A 22953-nucleotide genomic window follows, 5' to 3' on the forward strand; every position below is an offset into this window, starting at 1 on the left:
ATCACAGTCCTTTTTTTCGCTTTCGTCTCATTCGTTCCTTTTCAAAAATAAATTTTATTATTTTTTCTCTATCAACATTAGATATATCACAAAACATAATTCTTGTTTCATATTTCATTGTATCAAAATCAACTATATCAGATAATAAAACATTACCCTTTAAATCAATATGATTCACTTTATCATTCATAGCTAAGTTTATTTTACATCTAATAGTAGTATTAGTACCTAACTTTTGCTTTGAAGTAAACCTTAATCCACCACCACTAATATCTACTATTAACCCTTCATTCCAAATGTTATCGTTTATATCAGTAAAAAGAATAGGAAGAATGCATTCCAATCTATAATATTTTCTTCTTTGACTTTTTTTAAATTCTGATTTTATTTCGAATGTAATAAAATGTAACTCTTTTTGTTTATATCTATTTTTAACAGATGTTTTACATTTGTATAATCCATTTTTAGTATAAATTGATAATACATAAGTTGCGCCCACTTCTAATGGAATGATTTTACCATTCTTTACAGGTGCAGTTATGATTAATTCATTATCTCCAATATCTTGCAAAATACTAGCATATACCTGTTCGTTCTTATATGTTTCATTCATATTGAATTTCAATCTTGATATTTCAACTTTATCTCCTAGTGCCAATGCTTTAAATGTCATAAATACCACCTTACCTGTACTTTTTAAATTTAACTAAACTATTAAAAACACCTCTAAGTCCAACATCTTGTTTAGTTTTATATGTGCTATGATTCAGTAAATTATTAGCTATGACTTCAAAAGCTTTAGATACTTTTGATTTTGGATATAATATTGAGACAGGCTTTTGTTGTATTACTGCTTTTGTCAAATAATTATCTTGTGGTAAAAATCCTACATTATTAAGATTAATGTCTAAAAATTTATTTGCTACCTGATTAAGTTTATTATATATATCCAATCCTTCAGATTCACTTGAAACCCTATTAACTAATAAACTGATTTCTGTTGATTTATAATCTGCTCTTTTCCTGTTTTTTAGTGCTTTTAATACAGCATAAGCATCAGTTATTGAAGTAGGTTCTGGAGTTGTTACTAGAATCACTTCACTTGAAGATACAATAAATTCTAATACTGAATCTGATATACCAGCTCCTGTATCAATTATTATGATATCTGCTAGATGGTCAAGTTCTAATAATTTTTCATTTAGAAAACTTATTTGATCTTTTGTCATATTAGTCAATTCCTGTACACCTGAACCACCAGATATGAATTCAATACCTAATGGTCCTGAAGTCAATACTTCTTCAACACTCATTCCATTATAGATCAAATCAAACAGATTATATCTAGGAATAATGCCAAATATAACTTCTATATTAGCTAATCCAAAATCTGCATCGAATATAACAACTCTTTTACCCATTTTTTTTAAATTAATTGCTAAGTTAACAGATACATTGGATTTACCTACGCCACCTTTTCCACTTGTAACCGTTATTACCTTGGAAGAACTTCTATTGCTAGATGTTTGCCTTTTACGCATTAAATTTCTTAAGTTAACAGCCTGATCCATAGTTATCCTTGTCCCCCTAATAAACTTTTTGCAATATTATGTGGATTAACCTCAATAATATCATCTGGAACATTTTGTCCGAATGTTACATAAGATAATTTAACTCCTAATTTATATCTAAAATTAAGTATATTACCTACACATATGGATTCATCCAATTTAGTAAAGATAACTTTAAAATCTGCTATATTCATATAGCTTTCGGCAATACTCATCAAATCTTTATACTTAGTTGTTATACTTAGTACTAAATAGACTTCGTTCCCAGGAATGTAACTCAATAATTCTTCCATATCAGCCAATTTTTCATTATCTTTATGTGATCTTCCAGCTGTATCAATTATTATTAAATCTTTATCTTCAAATCTTTTTATTGACTCTTTTATATCTTCGTTATTATATACAACTTCAACTGGGATATTTAATATTTTCGCAAAAGTCCTTAATTGTTCAACTGCTGCGATTCTATATGTATCAGCAGTAATAAGCCCGATACTCTTATCTCTATTTAATGCGAAATGGGATGCTAGCTTAGCTATTGTTGTTGTCTTACCAACTCCAGTTGGACCAATAAAAGTAATAATTTTAGGTCCTGTACCACTAAAGTCAACAGTTTCTATTTCTCCCAACTCATGAATTATCCTTTTATATATTATTGAAACTAAATTATTTATCTTAATATTTCCTTTTGATAATGATTCATTTAACCCATACATAATTTTATTAGCAACTTTTTCGTTGACTTCATTTTTTATTAGTTGATTGTATATTAAATTTATTAGTGGTATGTTCTTTTCTGATACTTGTTCTTTTTTAATTACTAAGTGATTTTCTTTTTGTCCATTTTTTATATATTGTTCTAGTTCATTAATCTTATCTTCAATATTTTCAATAGATTTTGAATGGTATATGCTATTATCTTTTTCATCATCTATTATCTTTTTGTCATCTACTTCCACTTCTTTTGTTATTGCAGAATCTTTTTCTTCTAATGCTGCTGTAACCTGTACACATGGACTTTTAAATAATTTGAAAATACCCTTAGGTTTTATATTTTTCACACTGACTATAAGAGCTTCTTTACCAAATTCTTCTTTCACTTGTAACATAGCTTCTTTTTCTGTATTTGCTTCGAACTGCTTTATTTTCAACCAATACTCACCATCCCTACTGATTGTATTTCTGCATTAGCATCTAATTCATTGTAAGATAGTATTATCAAATCTGGATACTGTTCTTCAATAAGCCTTCTAAAATAGATTCTTACTATTGGAGATGTTAATAATATTGGAGTACGACCTATTGACGTTAATTTATTAACTTCTCTTTCTATAGAATTGAATATCTTTCCAGTAATCTCAGGATCTAATGCCAAATATGTGCCTTGTTCTGTAGTTTTAACACTATCCATAATTTTTTGTTCTAAGATTGGATCTAAAGTAATTATGCTATTGCTTTCATTCTCATTCAAAAATGCTGATGAAATCGCTCTTTTTAGGCTCTGTCTTACATATTCAGTTAATATATCGGTATCTCTGTTCGTGACAGCATTGTCAGCCAAAGTTTCAAAGATTGTAACTAAATCTCTAATGGATATTCCTTCTTTTAGTAAATTCATAAGTACTTTCTGTACTTCACCTACACTGAGTAATTTTGGTACTAATTCATCTATTAATGTAGGATTGCTTTCCTTAACATTGTTTATTAATGTTTGTACATCTTGTCTAGTCATAAGTTCGTCAAGATGTTTCTTAATAACTTCAGTCAAATGTGTTGCAATAATTGATGGAGGATCAACTACAGTATATCCAATAGTCTCTGCTCTTTCTCTTTGATTTTCTGTTATCCATAATGCTGGGAGATTAAATGCTGGCTCAACTGTCTCTATTCCATCTATCTCTTCCTCAACGAATCCAGGATTCATTGCCATATAGTGATCAAACAGTATTTCTCCTTCAGCGACTTTAACACCTTTTATTTTGATTATATATTGATTAGGATTTAATTGAATATTGTCTCTTAACCTTATAATAGGTACAATAGTTCCAAGTTCAATAGCAATCTGTCTTCTAATCATTACAACCCTATCTAGTAGGTCTCCACCTTGATTAACATCTGCAAGAGGAATAATACCGTAACCAAATTCAAGCTCTATAGGATCAACTTCTAGTAAAGATATAACATTTTCAGGTTTTCTAATTTCTTCAGCTTCTATATCTTCTTCAGATATATCTCCCTCAATGGCTTGTACCTGTAAATTATTTTGCATTTTCCACGCTGCCAAAATTGACAATGCACCTGCCAATGAAACTATTTGCACTGGCAATGGTGTGAAAAGTCCTAGGAATACTAATACCCCTCCACTAAAATATAATACTTTAGGTAGCGAAAAAAGTTGTTCCATTAATTGGTCACCGATTTCAGCCTCTTTAGAAACTTTTGTAACTAATACACCAGTAGCTAAAGATATCAATAAAGCTGGTATCTGACTAACAAGTCCATCACCTATTGTTAGTATTGTATACTTTTGAAAAGCTTCATTAATACTGAGTCCTGACCTAGTACAACCTATAATCAATCCCCCTACTATATTAATAAATGTAATAATTAATCCTGTTATTGCATCACCTTTAACATATTTACTGGCACCATCCATTGCACCATAAAATGATGCTTCATCTTGAATTTTTGTTCTTCTTTCCCGAGCTTGCATCTCATCAATAAGTCCAGAGTTAAGATCTGCATCTATAGCCATTTGTTTTCCGGGCATAGCATCTAATGTGAATCTAGCTGATACTTCTGAAACTCTCTCTGAACCTTTAGTAATAACTAGAAATTGAACAATTATTAAAATGATGAACATAACTACTCCAACTACAATATCATCTCCACCTACAAAACTACCGAATGTACTAATTACATCACCAGCTTCACCACTAGTTAATATTGATCTGGTAGAAGATAAATTTAATGCTAAACGATAAATAGTTATGAAAAGCAGTAATGTAGGAAAAGTCGACATATTTAAGGCTTCTTGTGCAAATAATGCATTAAATAAAACTAATAATGCTATTGTAATATTCAAAGTAATTAATATATCTAATAGGAGAGTGTCCATTGGCACAATCATTATAATAATAGCAAGAATAACAAATAGCCCTAATACAATGTCGCCCATTTTTATTTTCATAATGCCTAGCCCTCCTTGTCCTTCTTAAGATTATAGACAAAAGCTAACACCTCCGCTACAGTCTGATATAATTCTTCTGGTATTTCGTTACCTATATCAACTGTATAATACAGAGTTCTAGCCAATGGTTTATTTTCAACAATTTCTATATCATTATCTATTGCTATACTTTTAATCTTTGCTGCTAATATATCAACACCCTTTGCTATTACTACAGGGGCTAACGACTTTTCACCATCATACTGAATAGCAACAGCAAAATGCGTTGGATTCGTAATAATTACGTCTGCATTAGGTAAATCTTGCATCATTCTTTTCATTGATGCTTCTCTCATTTTCTGACGAATTTTTGATTTTATTTCTGGATTACCTTCTGTTTCTTTGTATTCTTGTTTAACTTCTTGTTTCGTCATTTTCAATTGCTTTTCTAAAGAATATCTTTGATATATATAATCAGCTACCGCTACTAGAATGAAAAATGCCCCTACTTTAATACCTATATCAAGAGCTAAATCTGTTATCAATTTTAATCCATCGAGTAATGATAAATCATACATTAAAATTATTAATCCTATTTTATCTTTAATACTTACATAAACAATTATTATTATTATACTAATTTTAAGTAATGACTTTAATAGTTCCATTATGGAACGTAATGAAAATAATCTTTTGAATCCTTGTAAAGGACTCAACTTATTAAATTTGGGTTTCATAGTTTTTGCAGACGGTTTCCAGCCAACTTGCAGAAAATTCCCTACTAAACCAATAGCTACTGCAATAGCAAAAAAAGGAAATAATATTTCTAATATAACTTCAAGAGTATACTTTGTTATATTTGAAATAAAATTTATAGTAAACTCATCAGTACCTATTTTAAATGTTGAGTATATATACTTGAACATTTCTTGCATTTTGTCATATACATAGGGTGTAAAAAGCTTAATTGCAGAAAACATGGTAACTAACATTAAGGCAGTTGTAACCTCCATACTCTTTGCAACTTGACCTTCTTCTCTAGCTTTTTCCCTTTTACGTTCTGTTGGTTTTTCAGTTTTTTCCCCGGCATCACCATTTCCAGCAAAAAATTGCAGATTATAACTTATAATCGTTTTTTTTTCTAGAAAATAGGATTTCATCGTATTAACTCATTCCTTTTATAATTAAATCAATAATGTATAACATTTTATCAAATATCCATTCGCTAACATTAGGAAATACTGATAAAGTAATTAATAAAACAACTAATCCTACCATTAACTTAAGTGGAAGCCCTATTACAAACATATTCATTTGTGGTGCAGTTCTAGCTAAAATACCTAAAACTACATTTATTATAAGCATAACACCAATCATAGGAGCGGCTATTTTTAGAGCTATAACAAAATACTCTGTAAAAAAAGATAGAACAGATGTATATAATTTAGGTCTAAATACCGCTTCGCCTAGTGGTATCCATTTAAAACTTTCTGTTAAAGCCTTTATTAGAAAAAAATGTGTATCGGTAGCTAACATCATCAATAACAATAAATAGTAATATAGATTACCTGTTATTGTTATTTGAATTTGACTCAATGGATCAAATACATTAACCATTGAAAATCCAATCTGATAATCTATTAACTGTCCTGCTAGTGTAATTATAGAAAAAGCCAGATAAGCTCCAAATCCAATAAGCCATCCCACAATAAATTCCTTAACAACTAAAATCGCATAAGGTACAACACTAGCACTTGTAACTTCTATTTGCATAGGATAAAGATTAATAATAATAACAGCCATAAAAAACGCCATAGTAATTTTAGCTGTTTTTGGTATAGTTGAAATACCAAATAACGGTACTGCAATAAAAAAACTTATCATCCTTACAAAAATAAGCAAAAATATATCTAAATATGTAAAAGGATCGTTTAATAGTAATTCCATAGTCCATCCTCCTACTTGATTATAAATGAACCAAATTGTGAATACAAACTTGTAATTAGTGTCAATAGCTTATTAAGCATCCAAGGTCCAAACAGAATCAAGCCAAGGAAAACAGCTAATATCTTTGGTACAAAAGCTAATGTTGGCTCTTGTATAGAAGTAACAGTTTGAAATATACTAACTATTAATCCTACCACTAAAGCCAATAATAGTAATGGCCCTGCAACACTTATAACTGTCATTAATGCTTCTCTGGCCACATCTATTATCATATCCTGGTTCATACTATAACCATCCTTTCAACTGATACAACTAAAACATCTATTATAGTCTAATGGTTTTAACTAATTCACCAATAATCAAATTCCATCCATCTGCAAGTATAAAAAGTAATAGCTTAAAAGGTAATGAAATCATTACTGGTGGTAACATCATCATACCCATTGACATAAGTGTTGATGCAACAACCATATCAATAACTATAAAAGGTATATATATTAAAAATCCAATAATAAAAGCGGCTCTTAATTCGCTGATAATAAAAGCAGGAATTAAAACACTTGTTGGAATATCTTCAATTTCAGAGACACTTCTACTCTCCGCTATATCTAAAAACAAAGATAAATCTTTATCATTTACTTGGTTCAACATAAATTCTCTTATAGGTTCTAGACCCTTATCGATAGCTTCCTGTTGAGATATTTCACCTGCAGAATACGGTTGTAATGCTACTTCATTTACATCTGACATAACAGGTGCCATAACAAATAAAGTAATAAAAAGCGCCAACCCAATTAATACTTGATTAGGTGGTGTTTGCTGAGTAGCAAGCGCTGATCGTACAAAGTGCAACACTACAATTATTCTAGTAAATGATGTCATCATCACTAAAATAGATGGTGCTAATGCAATTAATGTTAATATAAATAGTATTTGTAAGCTACTTACTACATCTTTACCATTTTCTGCTGCACTGACATTAAAATCTATAGAAAAAGGTATAGGACTGTCTGTAGTAGTTGCAAATACTTTAGTATTGCTAAATAAAGTAACAACATAGATAATACTTAATAAAAGAACTATTTTTGACCATTTTATGTGTTTGAATTTAATATGCCTCATTAAACCTACTCCATTATGTACATTTTATTTCTTACCTAGAAATTTCTCAAGTTGCTTACTAAATGGAGTAACTTGAGCAATCTTCTCTTTTTTATATTTACTTAAATCAATATTGTTTTTATCTATTTCTTTAAGAAATGTAATTTTATCCTTAGTAATACCTATTAAGATGTATTCATCTCCAATTTTTACTAATTGTATGAATTTTTGAGGCCCAACTGAAATAGACTCAAGCTGATGTATATTTTGGCTAGACCCTTTCTTAATCTGAAATCTTCCAAATAACCTTGTTACAAAATAAGCTCCAACTAATACTAAAATAAATAATACTATTAAAACAATTACCTGCCACCATTCACTTTGTCCGGAATATATATAATATGTAATCATATTTCTATCCTATTACTTTTGAGACAGCTTCTATAACTCTTTCTGCTTGAAAAGGCTTTACAATGAAATCTTTAGCTCCAGCTTGAATGGACTCTATTACCATAGCTTGCTGTCCCATTGCAGAACACATAATAATTACAGCATTACTGTCATTTCCCTTTATAGTTTTTACTGCTTCTATACCATCCATTTCTGGCATAGTAATATCCATAATTACTAAATCAGGTTTTAATTCATTATATTTTTCAACAGCCTTTATTCCATTTTCTGCTTCGCCAATAACAGTATAACCATTTTTTGTTAAGATGTCCTTTATCATCATCCTCATAAATGCGGCGTCATCAACGATTAATATATTCTTTCCCATTGAAATCTCTCCTCTTAATAATATTAATTAACTAGGCTTTGGTTGTTGTTTTTTATAATATCAGTAATTCTAATACCAAAATTTTCATCAATTACAACTACTTCACCTTTTGCAACATTCTTTCCATTGACTAATACATCAATTGGTTCGCCGGCTAGTTTCTTTAGCTCAATTATTGTTCCTGGCGCAAATTCTAAAATTTCTTTAATTGGTTTACTTGTTCTACCTAGCTCAACAGTTACCTCTAACGGTACATCCATAATTAAATCAATATTTTCTTTTTGTTGCATTACAGCATTAATATCAAAATCCTGGAATTGAGCTTGTTGCACATCAATATTCCTAAATTGATTATCTGAACTTGAATTATTCATATTATTATATCCAGCCATATTAGGCATTTGCATTCTTTGATTAGGAATCTGTTGCTTAGGTGTCGATTTTACAGGTTGTTCTTCAACTTGTTCTTTAGGTTGTTCTTCTTCTTTTTCAGCAGCTTCTTCTTGACATGCCATAAAATTATCGTATATATCTTTTGCAAATTCCATTGGATATAGTTGCATCATTTCACTATCAACTAATTCACCTATTTGCATTTTAAAAGATACTTTTAAAAATTCTTTATTAAGAAATTCAGCAAATTCTTCTGATTCTTCAACATCAAAATCAACAATATTTGATGAAGGAGGATTAATATCTATTTTCTTCCCAAACATAGAAGACATTGAAGTTGCAGCAGAACCTATCATCTGATTCATAGCTTCACTTATTGCGCTAAGATGAAGGTCAGACAACTGTGCTTCCACGTTGTTTCCGTCACCACCCATCATTAGATCTGCAATAATCTTAACATCATCTTCGTGAAGCAATAATAAATTTGTTCCTTCCAATCCTTCTTTGTATACAATTTGAATAGCAACACATGGTTTAACAAAATCTTTAGATAAATCTTTCCAATCGGATACTGATACTTTTGGTGTAGTAATTACAACTTTTTGATTTACTAAAGAAAATAATGTTGTTGCAGCAGTACCCATACTAATATTTGATATTTCGCCTATTGCATCTTTTTCAGCATCATTCAATTCATTATCTGTTGTTCCATCACTACTGCTGTTCGTATCATCTAATCCCTGTAAAAGGGCATTTATTTCTTCTTGAGATAACATTTCATCCATTGCTTATTCCTCCTCCCTAATAATAGAAGTTATTTTTATTGCATTTTTATGATTAAAAATACCTGGTTTACCTTTGAATTTTTTAATATTTCCTACATAGACTTCCATTTCAGAATCTACTTTACTAGAAAGCTTTATTATATCTCCCTTTTGAAGATTAACAAAATCATTGACTGATATATTTGAACTACCAAGTACTGCTTTTATTGGTATCTTGACATTATCTATTTGATGCTCAATAATCTCTTTATAAATCTCTTCATCAGTATTCTGTATGGTTGAAAACCAATATTTTGTATTAAGTTTGTCCATAATTGGCTCTAGACATAAATATGGAATACAAAAATTCATTAAACCTTCTACTGGACCTATTTTTATGCTTAATGTAATAAGGGCAACTACATCAGTTGGCGATATTACCTGAGCAAATTGAGAATTAGTTTCTATCTTTTCTAAACGAGGTGACAATTCAACAACATTTTTCCATGGCTCTCGCATGTTCTGCAGGCAAATCACCAATATTTTCTCAATCAGAAGAACTTCTATCTCAGAAAAATCTCTTTCCCTATCAAGTGTTTCTCCCTTTCCACCAAGTAGTCTATCAATAATAGCATAACCTATATTTACTGATAAATCAACAACAAATGACCCCTTTAATGGTGAAAAATCAACAACTCCCAATAATATAGGATTTGATAATGCATTTGCAAATTCAGAATATGAAATTGCCTCAGAATTCACAACATCTACTTGTGTCGTGGTCCTCAAATATGCTGGCAAAGTCGTCGAAATTAATCTTGCATAATGTTCAAATATAATTTCCAATGTCCTTAGCTGTTCTTTTGAAAATTTTGACGGCCTAGCAAAATCATAGTCTTTAATTTGTTTTTCATTAGCATTAGAACGATATTCATCTACATCTAATTCACCAGTATTCAATGCATTCAACAAATCATCAATTTCATGTTGAGATAAGACTTCACCCATATCCTCACCTCCTACAGTAAGTGTTAATAATCCTTTTTCTATGTATTAAATGAACTCTTAGCTATTTATATAAGAAATCTCTAATGTAAACTTCTACAAGAGAATCTGTATCTAACATTTCATTCATCATGTCAAAAATTTCTTGTGATATATCTTCTTTACTATTTTGTTTAAGCATATCCTCAGAATATTTATCACTTAATAATCCAGAAATTTTAGATTTAATGAAACCTTTACTTTCTTCTAACATAGTCTTTGTTTCTTTTAAATCTTTGCTTTTCTTATCTAGTTCAAAACCTACATAAAAAGTAAAACTCATACGTTTATTAGGATTATCTTTAGAAGGTAATATAATTACAATATTCTCTGTTTCATAACTTTCTTTCTGTTTAAGAGGTATCACCTTAGCATCTTTTTCTTCTACCTCTTTTGGATTTGTATTGTTTTTCATTATATATACTGATATACCCAACAGAATTACAGAGCAAACTATCAAAATTACACCTATCATCAATACCAATTTACCATTATCTTTTTCACTTTTTATTTTTACTTTCTTTTCCTTCGCCATTACTTCACCTCTATTCTACTTCTTCTACTTCGTTAAGCTCATCAATGTCTTTGTACTCTTCAGTAACAAGCTTAATTTCTACTCGCCTATTTATAGCACGTCCTTCTGGTGTACTATTGTCTGTTAATGGACGGTATTCTCCGTAACCTGTAGCGGCGATTTTTGAAGGATCAATACCATGTTCATTAATAAGTCTATATCCTACAGCTATTGCTCTAGCTTGAGATAATTCCCAGTTACTAGGATATTTTGCAGTATTTATTGGCCTATTATCTGTATGACCTTCTATTTGTATAGTCTTATCTGCTAAGTGTTCTTTTACTTTTACAGATATAACATCTACTAATTTAATAGCATCGGGAGTTAATTTTGCACGACCACTTTCAAATAATATTTCGCCTTCAATAGTTAATTTTATTACGTTAGAATTATATTTCACATCTACTTCGTTTTCATATCCTTCTTTTTTAAGATACTCATTAATATCTTCAGCATCTTTTCTTGCTTCAGCTAATTTACTTTCTGTTATGTCTGCGTCTTCTTCGCCCTCTTGTTCTAATGGTATTTTGTTATCAAAAACTGTTTCGATACCATTAATCTGACTTATACCGTTAGCTATTAACTCATCATCAGTAAGCGAAGTACCTCCCGGCATGATATCTATTTGATTCTTGAAAGAACTCATTGCAGCTTTAAATTTAGCCACATCAATACTGGACATAGAAAAAAGTAAAACGAAGAAGCAAAGTAAAAGTGTCACCAAATCAGCATATGTATTCATCCATGGGGCAGAACCTGATTTACCTTCCTCTGGTTTTCTTTTTCTAGCCATTTATTTCACCCTCTTCAACATCATGTTCTTTGCTAATTTCTTCTCTTAGACTTGGTGCCAAGAAAGCTTTTAGTTTTTCTTCAATTACACGAGGGTTTTCACCTGCTTGAATTGAAAGTAAACCTTCTATCGATACTTCTTTTAATAATATCTCTGATTCACTTATAACTTTCATTTTATTAGCAATAGGTAATGCAATAAAGTTAGCTAATAAAGAACCATACAATGTTGTAATTAAAGCAACAGACATACTACCACCAATGGTACTTGGATCATTCATTGTCTTTAACATATTTATAAGTCCAATCAAAGTACCAATCATACCCCAAGCAGGACCAAATTCACCAATCTTTTCCCAAAAGCCTCTAACAGATTTGTGTCTGCCTTCAATGAATACTAATTCTGTTTCAAGTATGTTTCTAACTAATTCTGGATCTGTTCCATCTACAATAAGTAGAATTCCTTTTTTCATGAATTCATCATCAATTGATTCTGCAGCCTCTTCTAGTGCCAGTAATCCCTCTTTTCTAGCAATATTAGATAACTCTATTATCTTTTTTATTATGTCCCCTTCATTTAATATTTTACTTTTAAATACTAAAGATAGAGCTTTAAAAGACTTAATAAAATCAGTTAATGGATAAGCAATCAAAGTTGCTGCAAATGTTCCACCAATAGTTATCATTATAGAAGATGGATCAGCAAAAGTTGATAATGATCCTTTCTGAAGAATGGCAGTAACAAGAAAGAAAATACCTGCAATCAAACCTCCAATAGTAGCTAAATCCAAAGTTTTCACCTCACTTCTATAATACCGATTTTTCGTTTGTATGTAATAACCTTATCTATAATCTCTTTAGTTGAATCTTTTACTATGATTTTTTTACCTGTTGTCAGAGTTATTATAGTATTAGGTGTTTCTTCAATGACTTCAATTAAGTCCGCATTAATAACAATCTCGTCATTATTAAGTTTCGTAACATATATCATATTATCACCTATAATATTATTGTTATTGGTGGCTATCTAAGCCACCAATAAGTTAATTATTTAGTTATCTTTTAAGATTTACAAGTTCTTGAAGCATTTCATCTGATGCAGTAATTATTCTTGAGTTAGCTTGGAAACCTCTTTGAGTAGTTATCATGTCAGTGAATTCTCTAGATAAGTCTACATTGGACATCTCAAGAACCCCACCGTTAAGGCTACCTCCATCTGCTGTTACATCAGTACCGATACCATTAAATTCTCCAGAGTTATTTGTAACTTGGAATAAATTATTTCCTACTTTTTGAAGTCCAGCTGGATTTTTAAACTTAGCGATTGATATCTGACCTAATATTTTGGTTTTGTCATTTGAATATTTACCTAATATTTTACCGTCTGTACCAATTTCATAATCTGTAAGTTCTCCTGCAGGAGCGCCTGCACCTAAACCATCTTCATCTCCTCCAAAACCTTCAATAGTTGTATCTTCATTAAACAATGTTAGACCTGCGAAGTCTACAATTATAGGTTGACTGAATTCGGAGAAACCTGTTGGTGTACTACCTAACGCTATTTTCAACTGAGTATCTGAACCATCAGCAGCTGCTGATACTACCTTACCAGTGTTAGTGTCAAAAGTTATTGTTTTAGGTATATCTCCATCTGGTAATTTATTACTTGTAGAACCTATCTTAACACCATTTATGTCTTTTAATGAATTGTCCATTATTGTTAAATCTAATTGATTTTCACTTTTAGCATTTTTTTTAACCATAAAATCCACATTATATTTATAACCCAAACTATCATATATTGGCAATTGTATTGTTAAACCATCAGCTAACTCAGGATCATTTTTCTTAATATTACCACTTACGGTAATGTTTTTTGTCATGCTAGGCTCTGAATACATGTTTTCTGCAGATAATATTTTAATCTTATTTACTTTATCTTTTATGATATTACCAGTATTAGGGTCTACTCCCCAACCCATGACATTTAATCCTTCCGGATTACATAAGTTACCAACCTCATCCAATCTGAAAGCACCCGCTCTAGTGAATTTGAATCCACCTGCATCACTAACGATAAAGAACCCTTCTCCCTCAATCTTCATATCAAGAGGATTATCAGTTCTCTGTGCAGCACCTTCAGTCATTAATGTATCAATTGACGAGATATTGGCACCAAGACCTACCTGCATAGGATTTCTACCACCTATGTTTTCACTTGCACCACTAGCACCCTGTAATGTCTGACTGAATATTTCATTAAAAGTTACTCTTCCTGATTTAAAACCTGTTGTATTAACATTAGCGATATTATTACCTATAACATCCATTCTAGTTTGGTGTATTCTAAGTCCTGATACACCTGAGTACATAGAACGTAACATATAATAACCTCCTTTTTTTCTATGCCATCATATAATCTCATCTGTCAGTCAGAGATTAAAACCCCCTCATAAGAGGTCCGGTCTATATAATGACAGCACCATCAATATTAGTAAACACTTTATCATCTTGTTCTGTTTTTCCCATGGCTGTTATGACAGTCTTATTCTTTATGTTAACAACTAAAGCAACATCATCAACAATAATTAATGAATCTTTTATACCTTTTCCTTTTGCATTATCTACACCTTTGTTAATCCTAGCTAACTGGTCATTTGATAATTTTATATTTCGTGAATCAAGACGCATATTAGCGTGTTTAGAAAAATTCAATTCATTACTTTTATTTAACTTGTCCTGCAAGACATTATCAAATTGATTTATCTTAGCGTTAGTATTATTAGTAGTAGATATTATACTTGAATTAGGTTTTATTTTCGAAACATTGTACATTGAAGGATTTATTTTCATGTTACTCACCTACTAGTTCTTTAATTAGTTTCATCTGGTTTATCTACTTCATCTTTCTCATCATCTTCATCTGTTTCTTCTGGAGCATACTTTTCTTTTATTTTAGCAAGATCTTTGCTCATTTCTTCTACTTTTTTATTTAACTCAATCATATCGATTGGAGCTAATACCCCTTCTACTTTATCAAGTGGAACATCTGTTTTTCCGACCTTTAGAAATACTTTACCATTTTCTAAATATACTCCAATAACTGTTCCAGCAACAGGAGTTGCTTTATTGGTAATTGGATCATTTATATTAGCAAAAATATCTTTGTTCATTAATTCATATGCTCTTGACATAGAAGCACTGGTATTAAGATTCTGCATTTGTTCTAAAGCTGAAAACTGTGCCATTTGTGCAAGAAAATCTTTATCCTGTGTAGGATTAAGTGGATCTTGATATCGCATTTGAGTCACTAACAAATTCAGAAAAGCATCTTTATCCAAATCATTACCTTGTTTACTTGGTTTTAATGTATCAACTCCATACTTATCCATTATTTTATTAGCAATATCTGTTGGATTAGTACTAGAAATATCTGCCATATTATCCCTCCTTATACTGAGTAATCAATAGAACTAATATCTTCTGCATGAGACAATACATCCTCATCATCCAATATTTCATTATTGATATCTTCTTCAATACTATTAATTTTCATCATCTTAGCTGCTCTTCTCTTTTTATCATTATTATGACTAGATTGTTTAGAGCTATCATTATTATTATTATTGAACATACTATTGTCATTAACAACAACTTCAAGTTTATCTACGACAATACCTTGTTCTTGAAGTGCCATTCTAAGTGAACCTAAATTAGTTTCAATCAATTCTTTTACAGCTCCATTTTCTGCAACGAAGTTAGCTGTCACAACACCTTCTTGTTGCGTAAGAGAAAGAGCAAGTTTCCCTAAATGTTCTGGTTTAAGTTGAATGTATACAGTATTAGCATCATCAGTTAAATTAACTTTAAAACTAGAAACTATCTGATCAATAACTTCTTCTGTACTAATGTTATATGTAAGTATTTGTTTTTGTCCGCTTTCATCTACTACTTCAACTTTTACTTCTGTTTGAGTCATCGTAATGTTTTGAACATTATCGAATGCTTTACTGTCATTGCTGACGCTTTCCACACTTAAGTCATTTTTAGTTGAAGAACTCTTATCAGTTCTATCGTCTTTAATTTCAATTTTAGGTAATTCTTTGTTAGAATCACTGACTTCTTCTTGATTAGATTGTTCTGTAACTTTTGTCTCATCAGAAGTCTTCAATTGTTCATTAACATTATTCTTCGGGTTAACATCAGCAATTATCTCTTCAATTTTTTCTGTTGTATTTTCGAGATTAGATATTTCCAAGTTATAACTTTCTGTCAACTCATTAAGTCCGGTTTTTAATTCTTTAATATTAGAAGTTGCATTAGGCACTGTCAAAAGTTCAAGAGAATCTTCAACTTTATATAGCGACATTAAGAAAGTATTAAGCTTATCAGATGATAATAAATCAAAAATTGTCATATTCAGTTGAGTTAGCATCTCATCTAATTGCTCTCTAGTAATGTCTAGAGCCTCGATCACTTCGTTAGTAATTTTTTCTTCTATTTCATTCAAATCTTCTTCTACATCATCTTTAGTATTAGTAAGTTTTTGCTTATCATTTTCACTACTTTTAATTTTATGTTTATTACCATTTGTAGACTTAATATTAGTAGTGGGTTTTTCTATATCTTTTTCTGCCGCTATCTTATCATTTGATTGATTAGCTTCTTGGTTCAATATTTTTTCAAAGTTACTATCTGAATTTGCTTTATTATTTGATCTGTTAGTTCTAACGTTGTTTTTGACTTCTATTGCAAAATCCATATTATTAAGAACCGTTGTTACCATTTATTTTCGCCTCCTTCCTAATAAGAATATTCTTCTTATCATTATTTTTTCGGAAACATATATTCAGTAATTTTAGCTGCAGTTCTAGTATCCATGGCACCGAGTATTGCTCCCCGTTGTTCACTATTTATATTATTAAGGATTTGAACAACCATATTCATTTTAGAAGATGTAGTAGTCATCTTCGTTAATATAGCTGCTGCATTTGCAGCTTTCATCTGTTCGTAAGATGATGCAATATCAAGAATTTCTTTATCATATTGCTCTAACTTAACAGCTTCTGCATATATATTTGCAGCATTTTCAGGTTTCATTTGCTCATAAAAAGCAACGAAATTACTTATATCCGGAACTCCTTCACCAAATACTACTAGATTATCGAACTCTTCTTTTGTTTTATCAAAGTTGACTTGATTTTCCTCAAAAACTTTTAATCTAGTATTTTCATCCTTTAATAACTCTATTTGCTGTAAAAGGTCTTCATTCTCGATTTCTTTATCTTTTAACAAAGTTTCTGTTGCTTTTAAACGAACTACTGCCTCATCAACATTTTCAAAAGTATAATTATCATCCGCTACATCATTACCGGAGACATCTTCAACTACATTAGGTAAAATTTTATTTAGCACTGGTATATTTTTTAGTGCTGGATATGCATATTTACTTCCAATCCCTCCTATATCCAGTTTTATAACAGCACTGATAGCTCCTATAAGGATTAATAATATAATAATACGTGTTATAACTTTTCTTAACCCTGATTTACCTTCTTTAAATTCAATACTTTCGTTTTCCATGAACGTACATTCCTTTCAGTCCATTAGAAATATAATGGCTTAATAACGTATGTTACTTTGATACAGCGAAAATATCACTGTTTTTAAGTCATTTCTATTTTTTATATCTATAGCTTACTATTTCATCCAAATGTTTTTGCTCTTCTTTACATTCTTCATCATAGTATTTTGCGTAAGCATTTTCTTTTAATTTCTCATATATCTTTTTCTCTATTAAGGCTTCTTTTAACTCTTTTTTAATAAATGAAACTCTATCATTTGCTTTAGCTACAACAATATCTTGTTGTATTATAATGTTAGAATAATATTGGTTTGATTCTCCAATATCTCTAATATCTTTTACGGTAATTTTATTACCTACTTTATTTCTTAATATTTTAATATTATCATCTCTAAGAGCTGTAAGATGTTCTAATCGTTTTTCTTCTATATCTAATAATTGATGAGCATTACTTAATTCCATTTTTTTTTGCTCTTCCAATTTTTCTTTTATATTAAGAACATTTTGTAATCTGAATTGGAATTTAGCCATTACTTATCACTACTTTCATTAAATATATGTTCCATCATATTTATTTCTTCTTGGAAGTTAAATTTTTCATTAGTCTTTTGTTGCAAGTAATTATTAACCGATTTGATTTTACTTATTGCATAGTCTATATCTTCATTACTACCTTTAGAATATGCACCGATATTTATTAAATCTTCTGCATCTCTATAAGTTGCCAAAACTGTTTTCATATGGCTTGCTATATCCTTATGATTATCATCTGTAACTTCTGACATAACCCTAGAAACACTTTGCAATATATCAATTGCAGGATAATGATTTTTGTAAGCTAACTTTCTCGATAATACGATATGACCATCTAATATACCTCTTGCAGTATCAGTTATTGGCTCATTCATATCATCACCATCAACTAAAACAGTATATAATCCCGTTATTGATCCTTTTTCTGCATTACCAGCTCTTTCTAGTAGTTTTGGCATAACAGAAAATACAGAAGGTGTATATCCTCTACTTACAGGCGGTTCTCCTATAGCAAGTCCTATTTCCCTCTGTGCCATAGAAAAACGTGTTAAAGAATCCATCATCAGTAAAACATTTTTCCCTTTATCTCTAAAATATTCTGCTACTGCTGTTGCTGTGCTAGCAGCTTTCTGCCTAACTAAAGCAGGTTTATCAGAAGTAGCTACTACTACTACTGATCTTTTAAGACCCTCTTTTCCCAAATCTCTTTCTATAAATTCTTTTACTTCTCTTCCTCTTTCTCCTATTAGTGCTATAACGTTTATATCAGCACTGGTATTTCTTGCAATCATACCAAGTAAAGTACTTTTCCCAACACCGCTACCTGCAAATATACCTACCCTTTGACCTTTACCAATTGTCAATAAACCATCCACAGCTTTAACTCCTATGGGTAATGGTTCTTTGATCCTTTTTCTTTTTAAAGGATCCGGTGGTTCACTATGTATATTGTATTTAGTATTGGTATAAAGCATTTCTTTATCATCAATAGGTTTTCCTAACCCATCTAGAACTCTTCCTAAAAGTTCATCACCGACTGATACTTTAAGAGTTTGACCTAGAGCCTCTACCGTACTTCCAAGACCAACTCCTTCCAAATCTCCTAAAGGCATAAGTAATATCCTGTTTTCTTTGAATCCTACAACTTCTGCTAAGACAGAAGAATTGCCGACACCAGAATGAATTTCACATAATCCTCCCATACGAACTTTCGGACCTAATGATTCAATAGTAAGACCTACAACCCTAGTAACTCTTCCTAAATGTCTAATATAAGACTTATTTTGAAGTGCTTCATATCTATTAAAATTTATACTTTCCATAGGATTCATCCTTTTAAGAATTCAAGCTATTCGCTATAAGTTTTAAATCTGAAGTTAATCCATTTAGTCTTGTATTAAGACTGCAATCTAAATTACCTAATTTAGTTTCTATAATACAATCATTACTTGATAACGCTTTATCTTTTACAATTTCAAGATTAACATTCTGACTTATATCTTCATATAACTTTTTCTTATTTGTATTGACATATTCGAAATCTTCAGCCGAAACATGAACAACTATATCCTCCAAAATCTCTATTTCGGAAAAACCTTTTCTAATCAGATAAATAATTATATCTTTTTTTTCAATTACGTGATTAGTTAGTTTTTTTACAAGCTCTATTAAAATGTTTACCATCTTTGGTTCTATATCATTAAGTATTTCTTCTTTGTTTTCATTAGCTTGTTGTAATATAAGTTCTGCTTCTTCCCTTAGTCGAATCGCTTCTTCTTCACCTTTACTAATTCCATCTTTATATCCATCATCTAAACCTTTGTTATAAGCTTCACTAGTAATATCTATAGCATTTTTTTTAGCATCATCAACAATGCACTGTGCTTCTAGTAAAGCTTTATTAATTATATCATTAGAAATTTCTTCCGCATGTTTCTTCTGTTTTTCAATAGATTTATTGATTAATTCCCTATCTATATGTACATCATCATTGTTATCAGTATAGATGGTATTTTTAGTATTTCCACCAATAATCTTTTTATTATTGGTAGCATAATTTATAAATGGTGATTTGATAATACTAGACAATTATCTCGTCACCTCCACCTCTAGAGATAACAATTTCACCAGCGTCTTCTAATTTCCTAATTATACCAACAATCTTTTGTTGGGCTTCTTCTACATCTTTAAGTCTAACAGGTCCCATATATTCCATGTCTTCTTTTATCATTGTGGCTAAACGTTTTGACAAGTTATTAAATATGGTATTCTGTACTTCTTCACCTGCACCTTTTAATGCTGTTGCTAATTCATTATTATCAACATCCCTAAGAATAGTTTGAATTGAACGACTATCAAGTGTCAATATATCTTCAAATACAAACATTTTCTTCCTAATTTCTTCAGCAAGTTCAGTATTTTCAATTTCTAATGTTTCCATAATATTCTTTTCTGTAGATCTATCTACAGAATTTAATATTTGAACAATAGAATCTACTCCACCAACGATTGTATAATCCTGAGTAACTAATGATGATAATTTTCTTTCTAATACGTTTTCTACATCTTTGATTACATCTGGTGATGTCCTATCCATTTCAGCTATTCTTCTTGCAACATCCGCTTGTTTCTCTTGTGGCAATGATGCAAGAATCATTGCTGATTGAGATGGATTTAAATAGGAAAGAATAAGTGCAATTGTTTGGTTATGTTCATCTTGAATAAAGTTAAGAAGCTGGCTAGGTTCTGTCTTCCTAACAAATTCAAATGGTCTAACTTGTAATGATGCTGTAAGTCTACCAATAACCTGTTTTGCTTTATCAGCTCCAAGTGCATTTTCAAGAAGTTCCTTGGCATAACCAATACCACCCTCAGCAATATATTGCTGAGCTAAACATACTTCGTAAAAATCTTGTAATACCGATTCCTTATCTTTTGGAGAAACGCTTCTTGTATTAGCTATTTCAAGTGTCAATTGCTCAATTTCCTCTTCCTTCAGATGTTTAAATACTTTTGATGATTTTTCAGGACCTAAAGCAATCAATAATATAGCAGCTTTTTGTATTCCTTTTATTTCTTTACTAGCCATATCATCACTCCCAATCTTCATTTAGCCAGTTTCTAAGTAACTGTGCCACCGCATCAGGTTTCTCATCAACAAATTTTTCTATCTGAACTCTTGTATCTGATTTATCATCAAATTCGATTTCTTCAAGATCCTGTTGTTCCTTAGTACTTGCAAGCATATCTTCAACTGATAATTCAGGTTGTATCTCTGTTACTTCAACAGGTTCAGTACCTTTGTAAACCGCATATCCAAGTAATGCTATCATAATTACAATTATAGCTATGAATATATAATCGGTTATTGGTTTTTTCTCAACAGAAACAGGTATAAAAGTAGGAACCTCATATCCTATTATTTGAACTTTTGAACCGTTAGCTGCATTATTAATTAGCGCCATAAGGTCATCATCAATAGCAATCTTTTCAGTTTGACTATTTTGAGCTTTAAATTCTTCCCAAGTAATATTGTCCAGATCACCTTGCTTTTCAAGAAGAGCCTGATCATATATCTTATATTTTTTAGCTGATATGGATACTGATGATTCATTGTATTTTATATTTCCAATATGTTTTGATTCATTTGTAATGGTTTTGTTCACATCGTACTCTACTTGATCAATTTTGGTACTGCTATCGGAAGTACTATTATTAGGTACAAGATAATCAGTTGTACCATTATTAGAATCAGTTCCAGGAATTCCTGATGGAGTTTGATCTGTGCCTTGTGATTCATGATGATACTCTTTAGAAGGTATACCTTTTGCTTGTCCTTCTGGAGTACTATATTCTTCTTTCACAGAAGATTGCGCATCAAAATCTATGATTAAATCGGCAGTAACGACTGCGTCATCAAATTCTCCAAGTAAAATTGATAATACATCTTTTTCTATTTTATTTTCCATAGTCACTTCATAATTAATCTTATTGTTTAAACTAGTACCATTTTCTTCAATATCTTCACCGTAATATAACATCTCACCGGAACTACTAAGTATTCTAATATTCTTAAGATCTAGATTTTCAACTGAAGAAGCTAAAAAATTAGCTATACCATTAACTTGTTCACTTGTTAAATCATTAGTAGTAGTTAATATCGCAGAAGCTTTAGCTTCTTTAACATCATCAAATATCGTTCTATCTTGATCTGGTATAACGAGCTTAACTACTGCTGATTCTACATCTTCGATAACAGAAATTTTATCTCCTAATTCATTTTCAAATGCTAACTTTTGCTTCGCATTCTTTTCTGCTTCTGTAGTACTAAGACTTGAGTTAAATGCTTCTTTATAAGTCATTCCAGTATTAGATATGATACCCATACTATCAAGTGCCATTTGAGCATCTTGTTTCTTTTTCTTATCTACATATATTGAAGAAGCATCGTCTTTAACTTCATATTTAATTCCCTGCTCTTCTAATAAAGTCTTGACTTCATTTGTAGTTTTGGGTTCTAATCCAGAAACAAATGGTACCATCTTTGTTTTATTAAGTGCTATTGTTAATATACTCAATGCAATAACCGTGACTACCAAAGCTGCTATCATCTGCAACTTTTGCTTTTTGTCAAACTTGTTCCAGAACCCGGTTATTTGGTCTGAAGTTTTACTTATAAAACCAGGCATATGTACACCCCTTT

26 protein-coding genes are annotated in these 22953 nt (G+C 30.6%); all 26 read right to left on the reverse strand.

Features of this window, described 5'->3' with window-relative positions; all coding sequences use genetic code 11:
• Position 1 precedes the first annotated feature (1 nt).
• The 26 genes from QMG30_RS07290 to fliF all read right to left on the reverse strand — a co-directional run bounded on the left by QMG30_RS07290 (position 2) and on the right by fliF (position 22939).
• Positions 2 to 673 (reverse strand): flagellar brake protein, encoded by a 672-nt coding sequence (locus tag QMG30_RS07290; protein WP_281813963.1) that lies wholly within the window; start codon positions 671 to 673, stop codon positions 2 to 4.
• A 10-nt stretch (positions 674 to 683) separates the two neighbouring features.
• Positions 684 to 1571, reverse strand: coding sequence for a MinD/ParA family protein (locus QMG30_RS07295; RefSeq protein ID WP_281813965.1), 888 nt, complete (start codon positions 1569 to 1571; stop codon positions 684 to 686).
• 2 nt (positions 1572 to 1573) lie between these two features.
• A complete protein-coding gene (gene flhF, locus QMG30_RS07300; RefSeq protein ID WP_281813967.1) occupies positions 1574 to 2722 on the reverse strand; it encodes a flagellar biosynthesis GTPase FlhF in 1149 nt (382 codons plus the stop codon).
• Positions 2719 to 4761, reverse strand: coding sequence for a flagellar biosynthesis protein FlhA (gene flhA / locus QMG30_RS07305; RefSeq protein ID WP_281813969.1), 2043 nt, complete (start codon positions 4759 to 4761; stop codon positions 2719 to 2721). The genes flhF and flhA overlap by 4 nt, the downstream gene beginning before the upstream one ends.
• 5 nt (positions 4762 to 4766) lie before the next feature.
• Positions 4767 to 5900 (reverse strand): flagellar biosynthesis protein FlhB, encoded by a 1134-nt coding sequence (flhB, locus tag QMG30_RS07310; RefSeq protein WP_281813971.1) that lies wholly within the window; start codon positions 5898 to 5900, stop codon positions 4767 to 4769.
• A 4-nt stretch (positions 5901 to 5904) separates the two neighbouring features.
• On the reverse strand, positions 5905 to 6687 hold the full coding sequence (gene fliR / locus QMG30_RS07315) for a flagellar biosynthetic protein FliR (protein ID WP_281813974.1): 783 nt from the start codon (positions 6685 to 6687) through the stop codon (positions 5905 to 5907).
• A gap of 11 nt (positions 6688 to 6698) precedes the next feature.
• Positions 6699 to 6971, reverse strand: coding sequence for a flagellar biosynthesis protein FliQ (fliQ, locus tag QMG30_RS07320; RefSeq protein ID WP_281813976.1), 273 nt, complete (start codon positions 6969 to 6971; stop codon positions 6699 to 6701).
• Between the two features lie 40 nt (positions 6972 to 7011).
• Complete coding sequence (gene fliP / locus QMG30_RS07325) at positions 7012 to 7809, reverse strand: flagellar type III secretion system pore protein FliP (protein WP_281813979.1); 798 nt, start codon at positions 7807 to 7809, stop codon at positions 7012 to 7014.
• Positions 7810 to 7833: 24 nt separating this feature from the next.
• Positions 7834 to 8199 carry a flagellar biosynthetic protein FliO gene (gene fliO, locus QMG30_RS07330; protein WP_281813982.1) on the reverse strand — a complete coding sequence of 122 codons (366 nt, stop codon included), beginning with the start codon at positions 8197 to 8199 and terminating at the stop codon, positions 7834 to 7836.
• A gap of 4 nt (positions 8200 to 8203) precedes the next feature.
• Positions 8204 to 8566, reverse strand: a complete 363-nt coding sequence (locus tag QMG30_RS07335; protein WP_281813985.1) for a response regulator — start codon at positions 8564 to 8566, stop codon at positions 8204 to 8206.
• Positions 8567 to 8589: 23 nt separating this feature from the next.
• Complete coding sequence (gene fliY / locus QMG30_RS07340; protein WP_281813987.1) at positions 8590 to 9744, reverse strand: flagellar motor switch phosphatase FliY; 1155 nt, start codon at positions 9742 to 9744, stop codon at positions 8590 to 8592.
• A 3-nt stretch (positions 9745 to 9747) separates the two neighbouring features.
• Positions 9748 to 10731, reverse strand: coding sequence for a flagellar motor switch protein FliM (fliM, locus tag QMG30_RS07345; RefSeq protein ID WP_281813990.1), 984 nt, complete (start codon positions 10729 to 10731; stop codon positions 9748 to 9750).
• A gap of 61 nt (positions 10732 to 10792) precedes the next feature.
• Positions 10793 to 11302 (reverse strand): flagellar basal body-associated FliL family protein, encoded by a 510-nt coding sequence (locus QMG30_RS07350; RefSeq protein ID WP_281813992.1) that lies wholly within the window; start codon positions 11300 to 11302, stop codon positions 10793 to 10795.
• A 10-nt stretch (positions 11303 to 11312) separates the two neighbouring features.
• Positions 11313 to 12134 carry an OmpA family protein gene (locus QMG30_RS07355; RefSeq protein WP_281813994.1) on the reverse strand — a complete coding sequence of 274 codons (822 nt, stop codon included), beginning with the start codon at positions 12132 to 12134 and terminating at the stop codon, positions 11313 to 11315.
• Entirely contained in the window at positions 12127 to 12924 is a 798-nt protein-coding gene (locus QMG30_RS07360; protein WP_281813997.1) for a motility protein A, read from the reverse strand. The genes QMG30_RS07355 and QMG30_RS07360 overlap by 8 nt, the downstream gene beginning before the upstream one ends.
• 5 nt (positions 12925 to 12929) lie before the next feature.
• Positions 12930 to 13124, reverse strand: a complete 195-nt coding sequence (locus QMG30_RS07365) for a flagellar FlbD family protein (protein ID WP_281813999.1) — start codon at positions 13122 to 13124, stop codon at positions 12930 to 12932.
• Between the two features lie 64 nt (positions 13125 to 13188).
• Positions 13189 to 14517, reverse strand: a complete 1329-nt coding sequence (locus QMG30_RS07370; protein ID WP_281814002.1) for a flagellar hook protein FlgE — start codon at positions 14515 to 14517, stop codon at positions 13189 to 13191.
• An 82-nt stretch (positions 14518 to 14599) separates the two neighbouring features.
• Positions 14600 to 14986: a TIGR02530 family flagellar biosynthesis protein gene (locus QMG30_RS07375; RefSeq protein WP_281814004.1), complete on the reverse strand. Its 387-nt coding sequence runs from the start codon at positions 14984 to 14986 to the stop codon at positions 14600 to 14602.
• Between the two features lie 20 nt (positions 14987 to 15006).
• Positions 15007 to 15573: a flagellar hook capping FlgD N-terminal domain-containing protein gene (locus QMG30_RS07380; protein ID WP_281814007.1), complete on the reverse strand. Its 567-nt coding sequence runs from the start codon at positions 15571 to 15573 to the stop codon at positions 15007 to 15009.
• Positions 15574 to 15584: 11 nt separating this feature from the next.
• Positions 15585 to 16919 (reverse strand): flagellar hook-length control protein FliK, encoded by a 1335-nt coding sequence (locus QMG30_RS07385; protein WP_281814009.1) that lies wholly within the window; start codon positions 16917 to 16919, stop codon positions 15585 to 15587.
• Positions 16920 to 16960: 41 nt separating this feature from the next.
• A complete protein-coding gene (locus tag QMG30_RS07390) occupies positions 16961 to 17716 on the reverse strand; it encodes a MotE family protein (RefSeq protein WP_281814010.1) in 756 nt (251 codons plus the stop codon).
• A gap of 94 nt (positions 17717 to 17810) precedes the next feature.
• Positions 17811 to 18248, reverse strand: coding sequence for a flagellar export protein FliJ (fliJ, locus tag QMG30_RS07395; protein ID WP_281814013.1), 438 nt, complete (start codon positions 18246 to 18248; stop codon positions 17811 to 17813).
• Positions 18248 to 19573, reverse strand: coding sequence for a flagellar protein export ATPase FliI (fliI, locus tag QMG30_RS07400; protein WP_281814015.1), 1326 nt, complete (start codon positions 19571 to 19573; stop codon positions 18248 to 18250). Before fliI ends, fliJ begins: the two co-directional genes overlap by 1 nt.
• Before the next feature lie 13 nt (positions 19574 to 19586).
• Positions 19587 to 20339 carry a FliH/SctL family protein gene (locus tag QMG30_RS07405; protein ID WP_281814017.1) on the reverse strand — a complete coding sequence of 251 codons (753 nt, stop codon included), beginning with the start codon at positions 20337 to 20339 and terminating at the stop codon, positions 19587 to 19589.
• Positions 20332 to 21339: a flagellar motor switch protein FliG gene (fliG, locus tag QMG30_RS07410; protein ID WP_281814019.1), complete on the reverse strand. Its 1008-nt coding sequence runs from the start codon at positions 21337 to 21339 to the stop codon at positions 20332 to 20334. Before fliG ends, QMG30_RS07405 begins: the two co-directional genes overlap by 8 nt.
• Positions 21340 to 21343: 4 nt before the next feature.
• The gene (gene fliF / locus QMG30_RS07415; RefSeq protein ID WP_281814022.1) at positions 21344 to 22939 is read right to left on the reverse strand and encodes a flagellar basal-body MS-ring/collar protein FliF; all 1596 of its coding nucleotides are present in this window, start codon (positions 22937 to 22939) and stop codon (positions 21344 to 21346) included.
• Positions 22940 to 22953: the final 14 nt, after the last annotated feature.

The sequence above is a fragment of the Vallitalea longa genome (assembly GCF_027923465.1).
In the GTDB taxonomy this organism is placed as follows: domain Bacteria; phylum Bacillota; class Clostridia; order Lachnospirales; family Vallitaleaceae; genus Vallitalea; species Vallitalea longa.

Excerpts from the sequence above, each read along its gene's own strand:
- fliJ (WP_281814013.1), bottom strand. The coding sequence starts at position 18,248 with ATGGCTAAATTCCAATTCAGATTACAAAATGTTCTTAATATAAAAGAA.
- QMG30_RS07385 (WP_281814009.1), bottom strand. The coding sequence starts at position 16,919 with ATGGTAACAACGGTTCTTAATAATATGGATTTTGCAATAGAAGTCAAA.
- fliM (WP_281813990.1), bottom strand. The coding sequence starts at position 10,731 with ATGGGTGAAGTCTTATCTCAACATGAAATTGATGATTTGTTGAATGCA.
- flhB (WP_281813971.1), bottom strand. The coding sequence starts at position 5,900 with ATGAAATCCTATTTTCTAGAAAAAAAAACGATTATAAGTTATAATCTG.
- fliI (WP_281814015.1), bottom strand. The coding sequence starts at position 19,573 with ATGGAAAGTATAAATTTTAATAGATATGAAGCACTTCAAAATAAGTCT.
- fliY (WP_281813987.1), bottom strand. The coding sequence starts at position 9,744 with ATGGATGAAATGTTATCTCAAGAAGAAATAAATGCCCTTTTACAGGGA.
- QMG30_RS07355 (WP_281813994.1), bottom strand. The coding sequence starts at position 12,134 with ATGGCTAGAAAAAGAAAACCAGAGGAAGGTAAATCAGGTTCTGCCCCA.
- QMG30_RS07335 (WP_281813985.1), bottom strand. The coding sequence starts at position 8,566 with ATGGGAAAGAATATATTAATCGTTGATGACGCCGCATTTATGAGGATG.
- fliR (WP_281813974.1), bottom strand. The coding sequence starts at position 6,687 with ATGGAATTACTATTAAACGATCCTTTTACATATTTAGATATATTTTTG.
- QMG30_RS07365 (WP_281813999.1), bottom strand. The coding sequence starts at position 13,124 with ATGATATATGTTACGAAACTTAATAATGACGAGATTGTTATTAATGCG.
- QMG30_RS07290 (WP_281813963.1), bottom strand. The coding sequence starts at position 673 with ATGACATTTAAAGCATTGGCACTAGGAGATAAAGTTGAAATATCAAGA.
- QMG30_RS07370 (WP_281814002.1), bottom strand. The coding sequence starts at position 14,517 with ATGTTACGTTCTATGTACTCAGGTGTATCAGGACTTAGAATACACCAA.
- QMG30_RS07350 (WP_281813992.1), bottom strand. The coding sequence starts at position 11,302 with ATGGCGAAGGAAAAGAAAGTAAAAATAAAAAGTGAAAAAGATAATGGT.
- fliG (WP_281814019.1), bottom strand. The coding sequence starts at position 21,339 with ATGGCTAGTAAAGAAATAAAAGGAATACAAAAAGCTGCTATATTATTG.
- QMG30_RS07295 (WP_281813965.1), bottom strand. The coding sequence starts at position 1,571 with ATGGATCAGGCTGTTAACTTAAGAAATTTAATGCGTAAAAGGCAAACA.
- fliP (WP_281813979.1), bottom strand. The coding sequence starts at position 7,809 with ATGAGGCATATTAAATTCAAACACATAAAATGGTCAAAAATAGTTCTT.
- flhA (WP_281813969.1), bottom strand. The coding sequence starts at position 4,761 with ATGAAAATAAAAATGGGCGACATTGTATTAGGGCTATTTGTTATTCTT.
- QMG30_RS07390 (WP_281814010.1), bottom strand. The coding sequence starts at position 17,716 with ATGGAAAACGAAAGTATTGAATTTAAAGAAGGTAAATCAGGGTTAAGA.
- fliF (WP_281814022.1), bottom strand. The coding sequence starts at position 22,939 with ATGCCTGGTTTTATAAGTAAAACTTCAGACCAAATAACCGGGTTCTGG.
- QMG30_RS07375 (WP_281814004.1), bottom strand. The coding sequence starts at position 14,986 with ATGAAAATAAATCCTTCAATGTACAATGTTTCGAAAATAAAACCTAAT.
- fliQ (WP_281813976.1), bottom strand. The coding sequence starts at position 6,971 with ATGAACCAGGATATGATAATAGATGTGGCCAGAGAAGCATTAATGACA.
- QMG30_RS07380 (WP_281814007.1), bottom strand. The coding sequence starts at position 15,573 with ATGGCAGATATTTCTAGTACTAATCCAACAGATATTGCTAATAAAATA.
- fliO (WP_281813982.1), bottom strand. The coding sequence starts at position 8,199 with ATGATTACATATTATATATATTCCGGACAAAGTGAATGGTGGCAGGTA.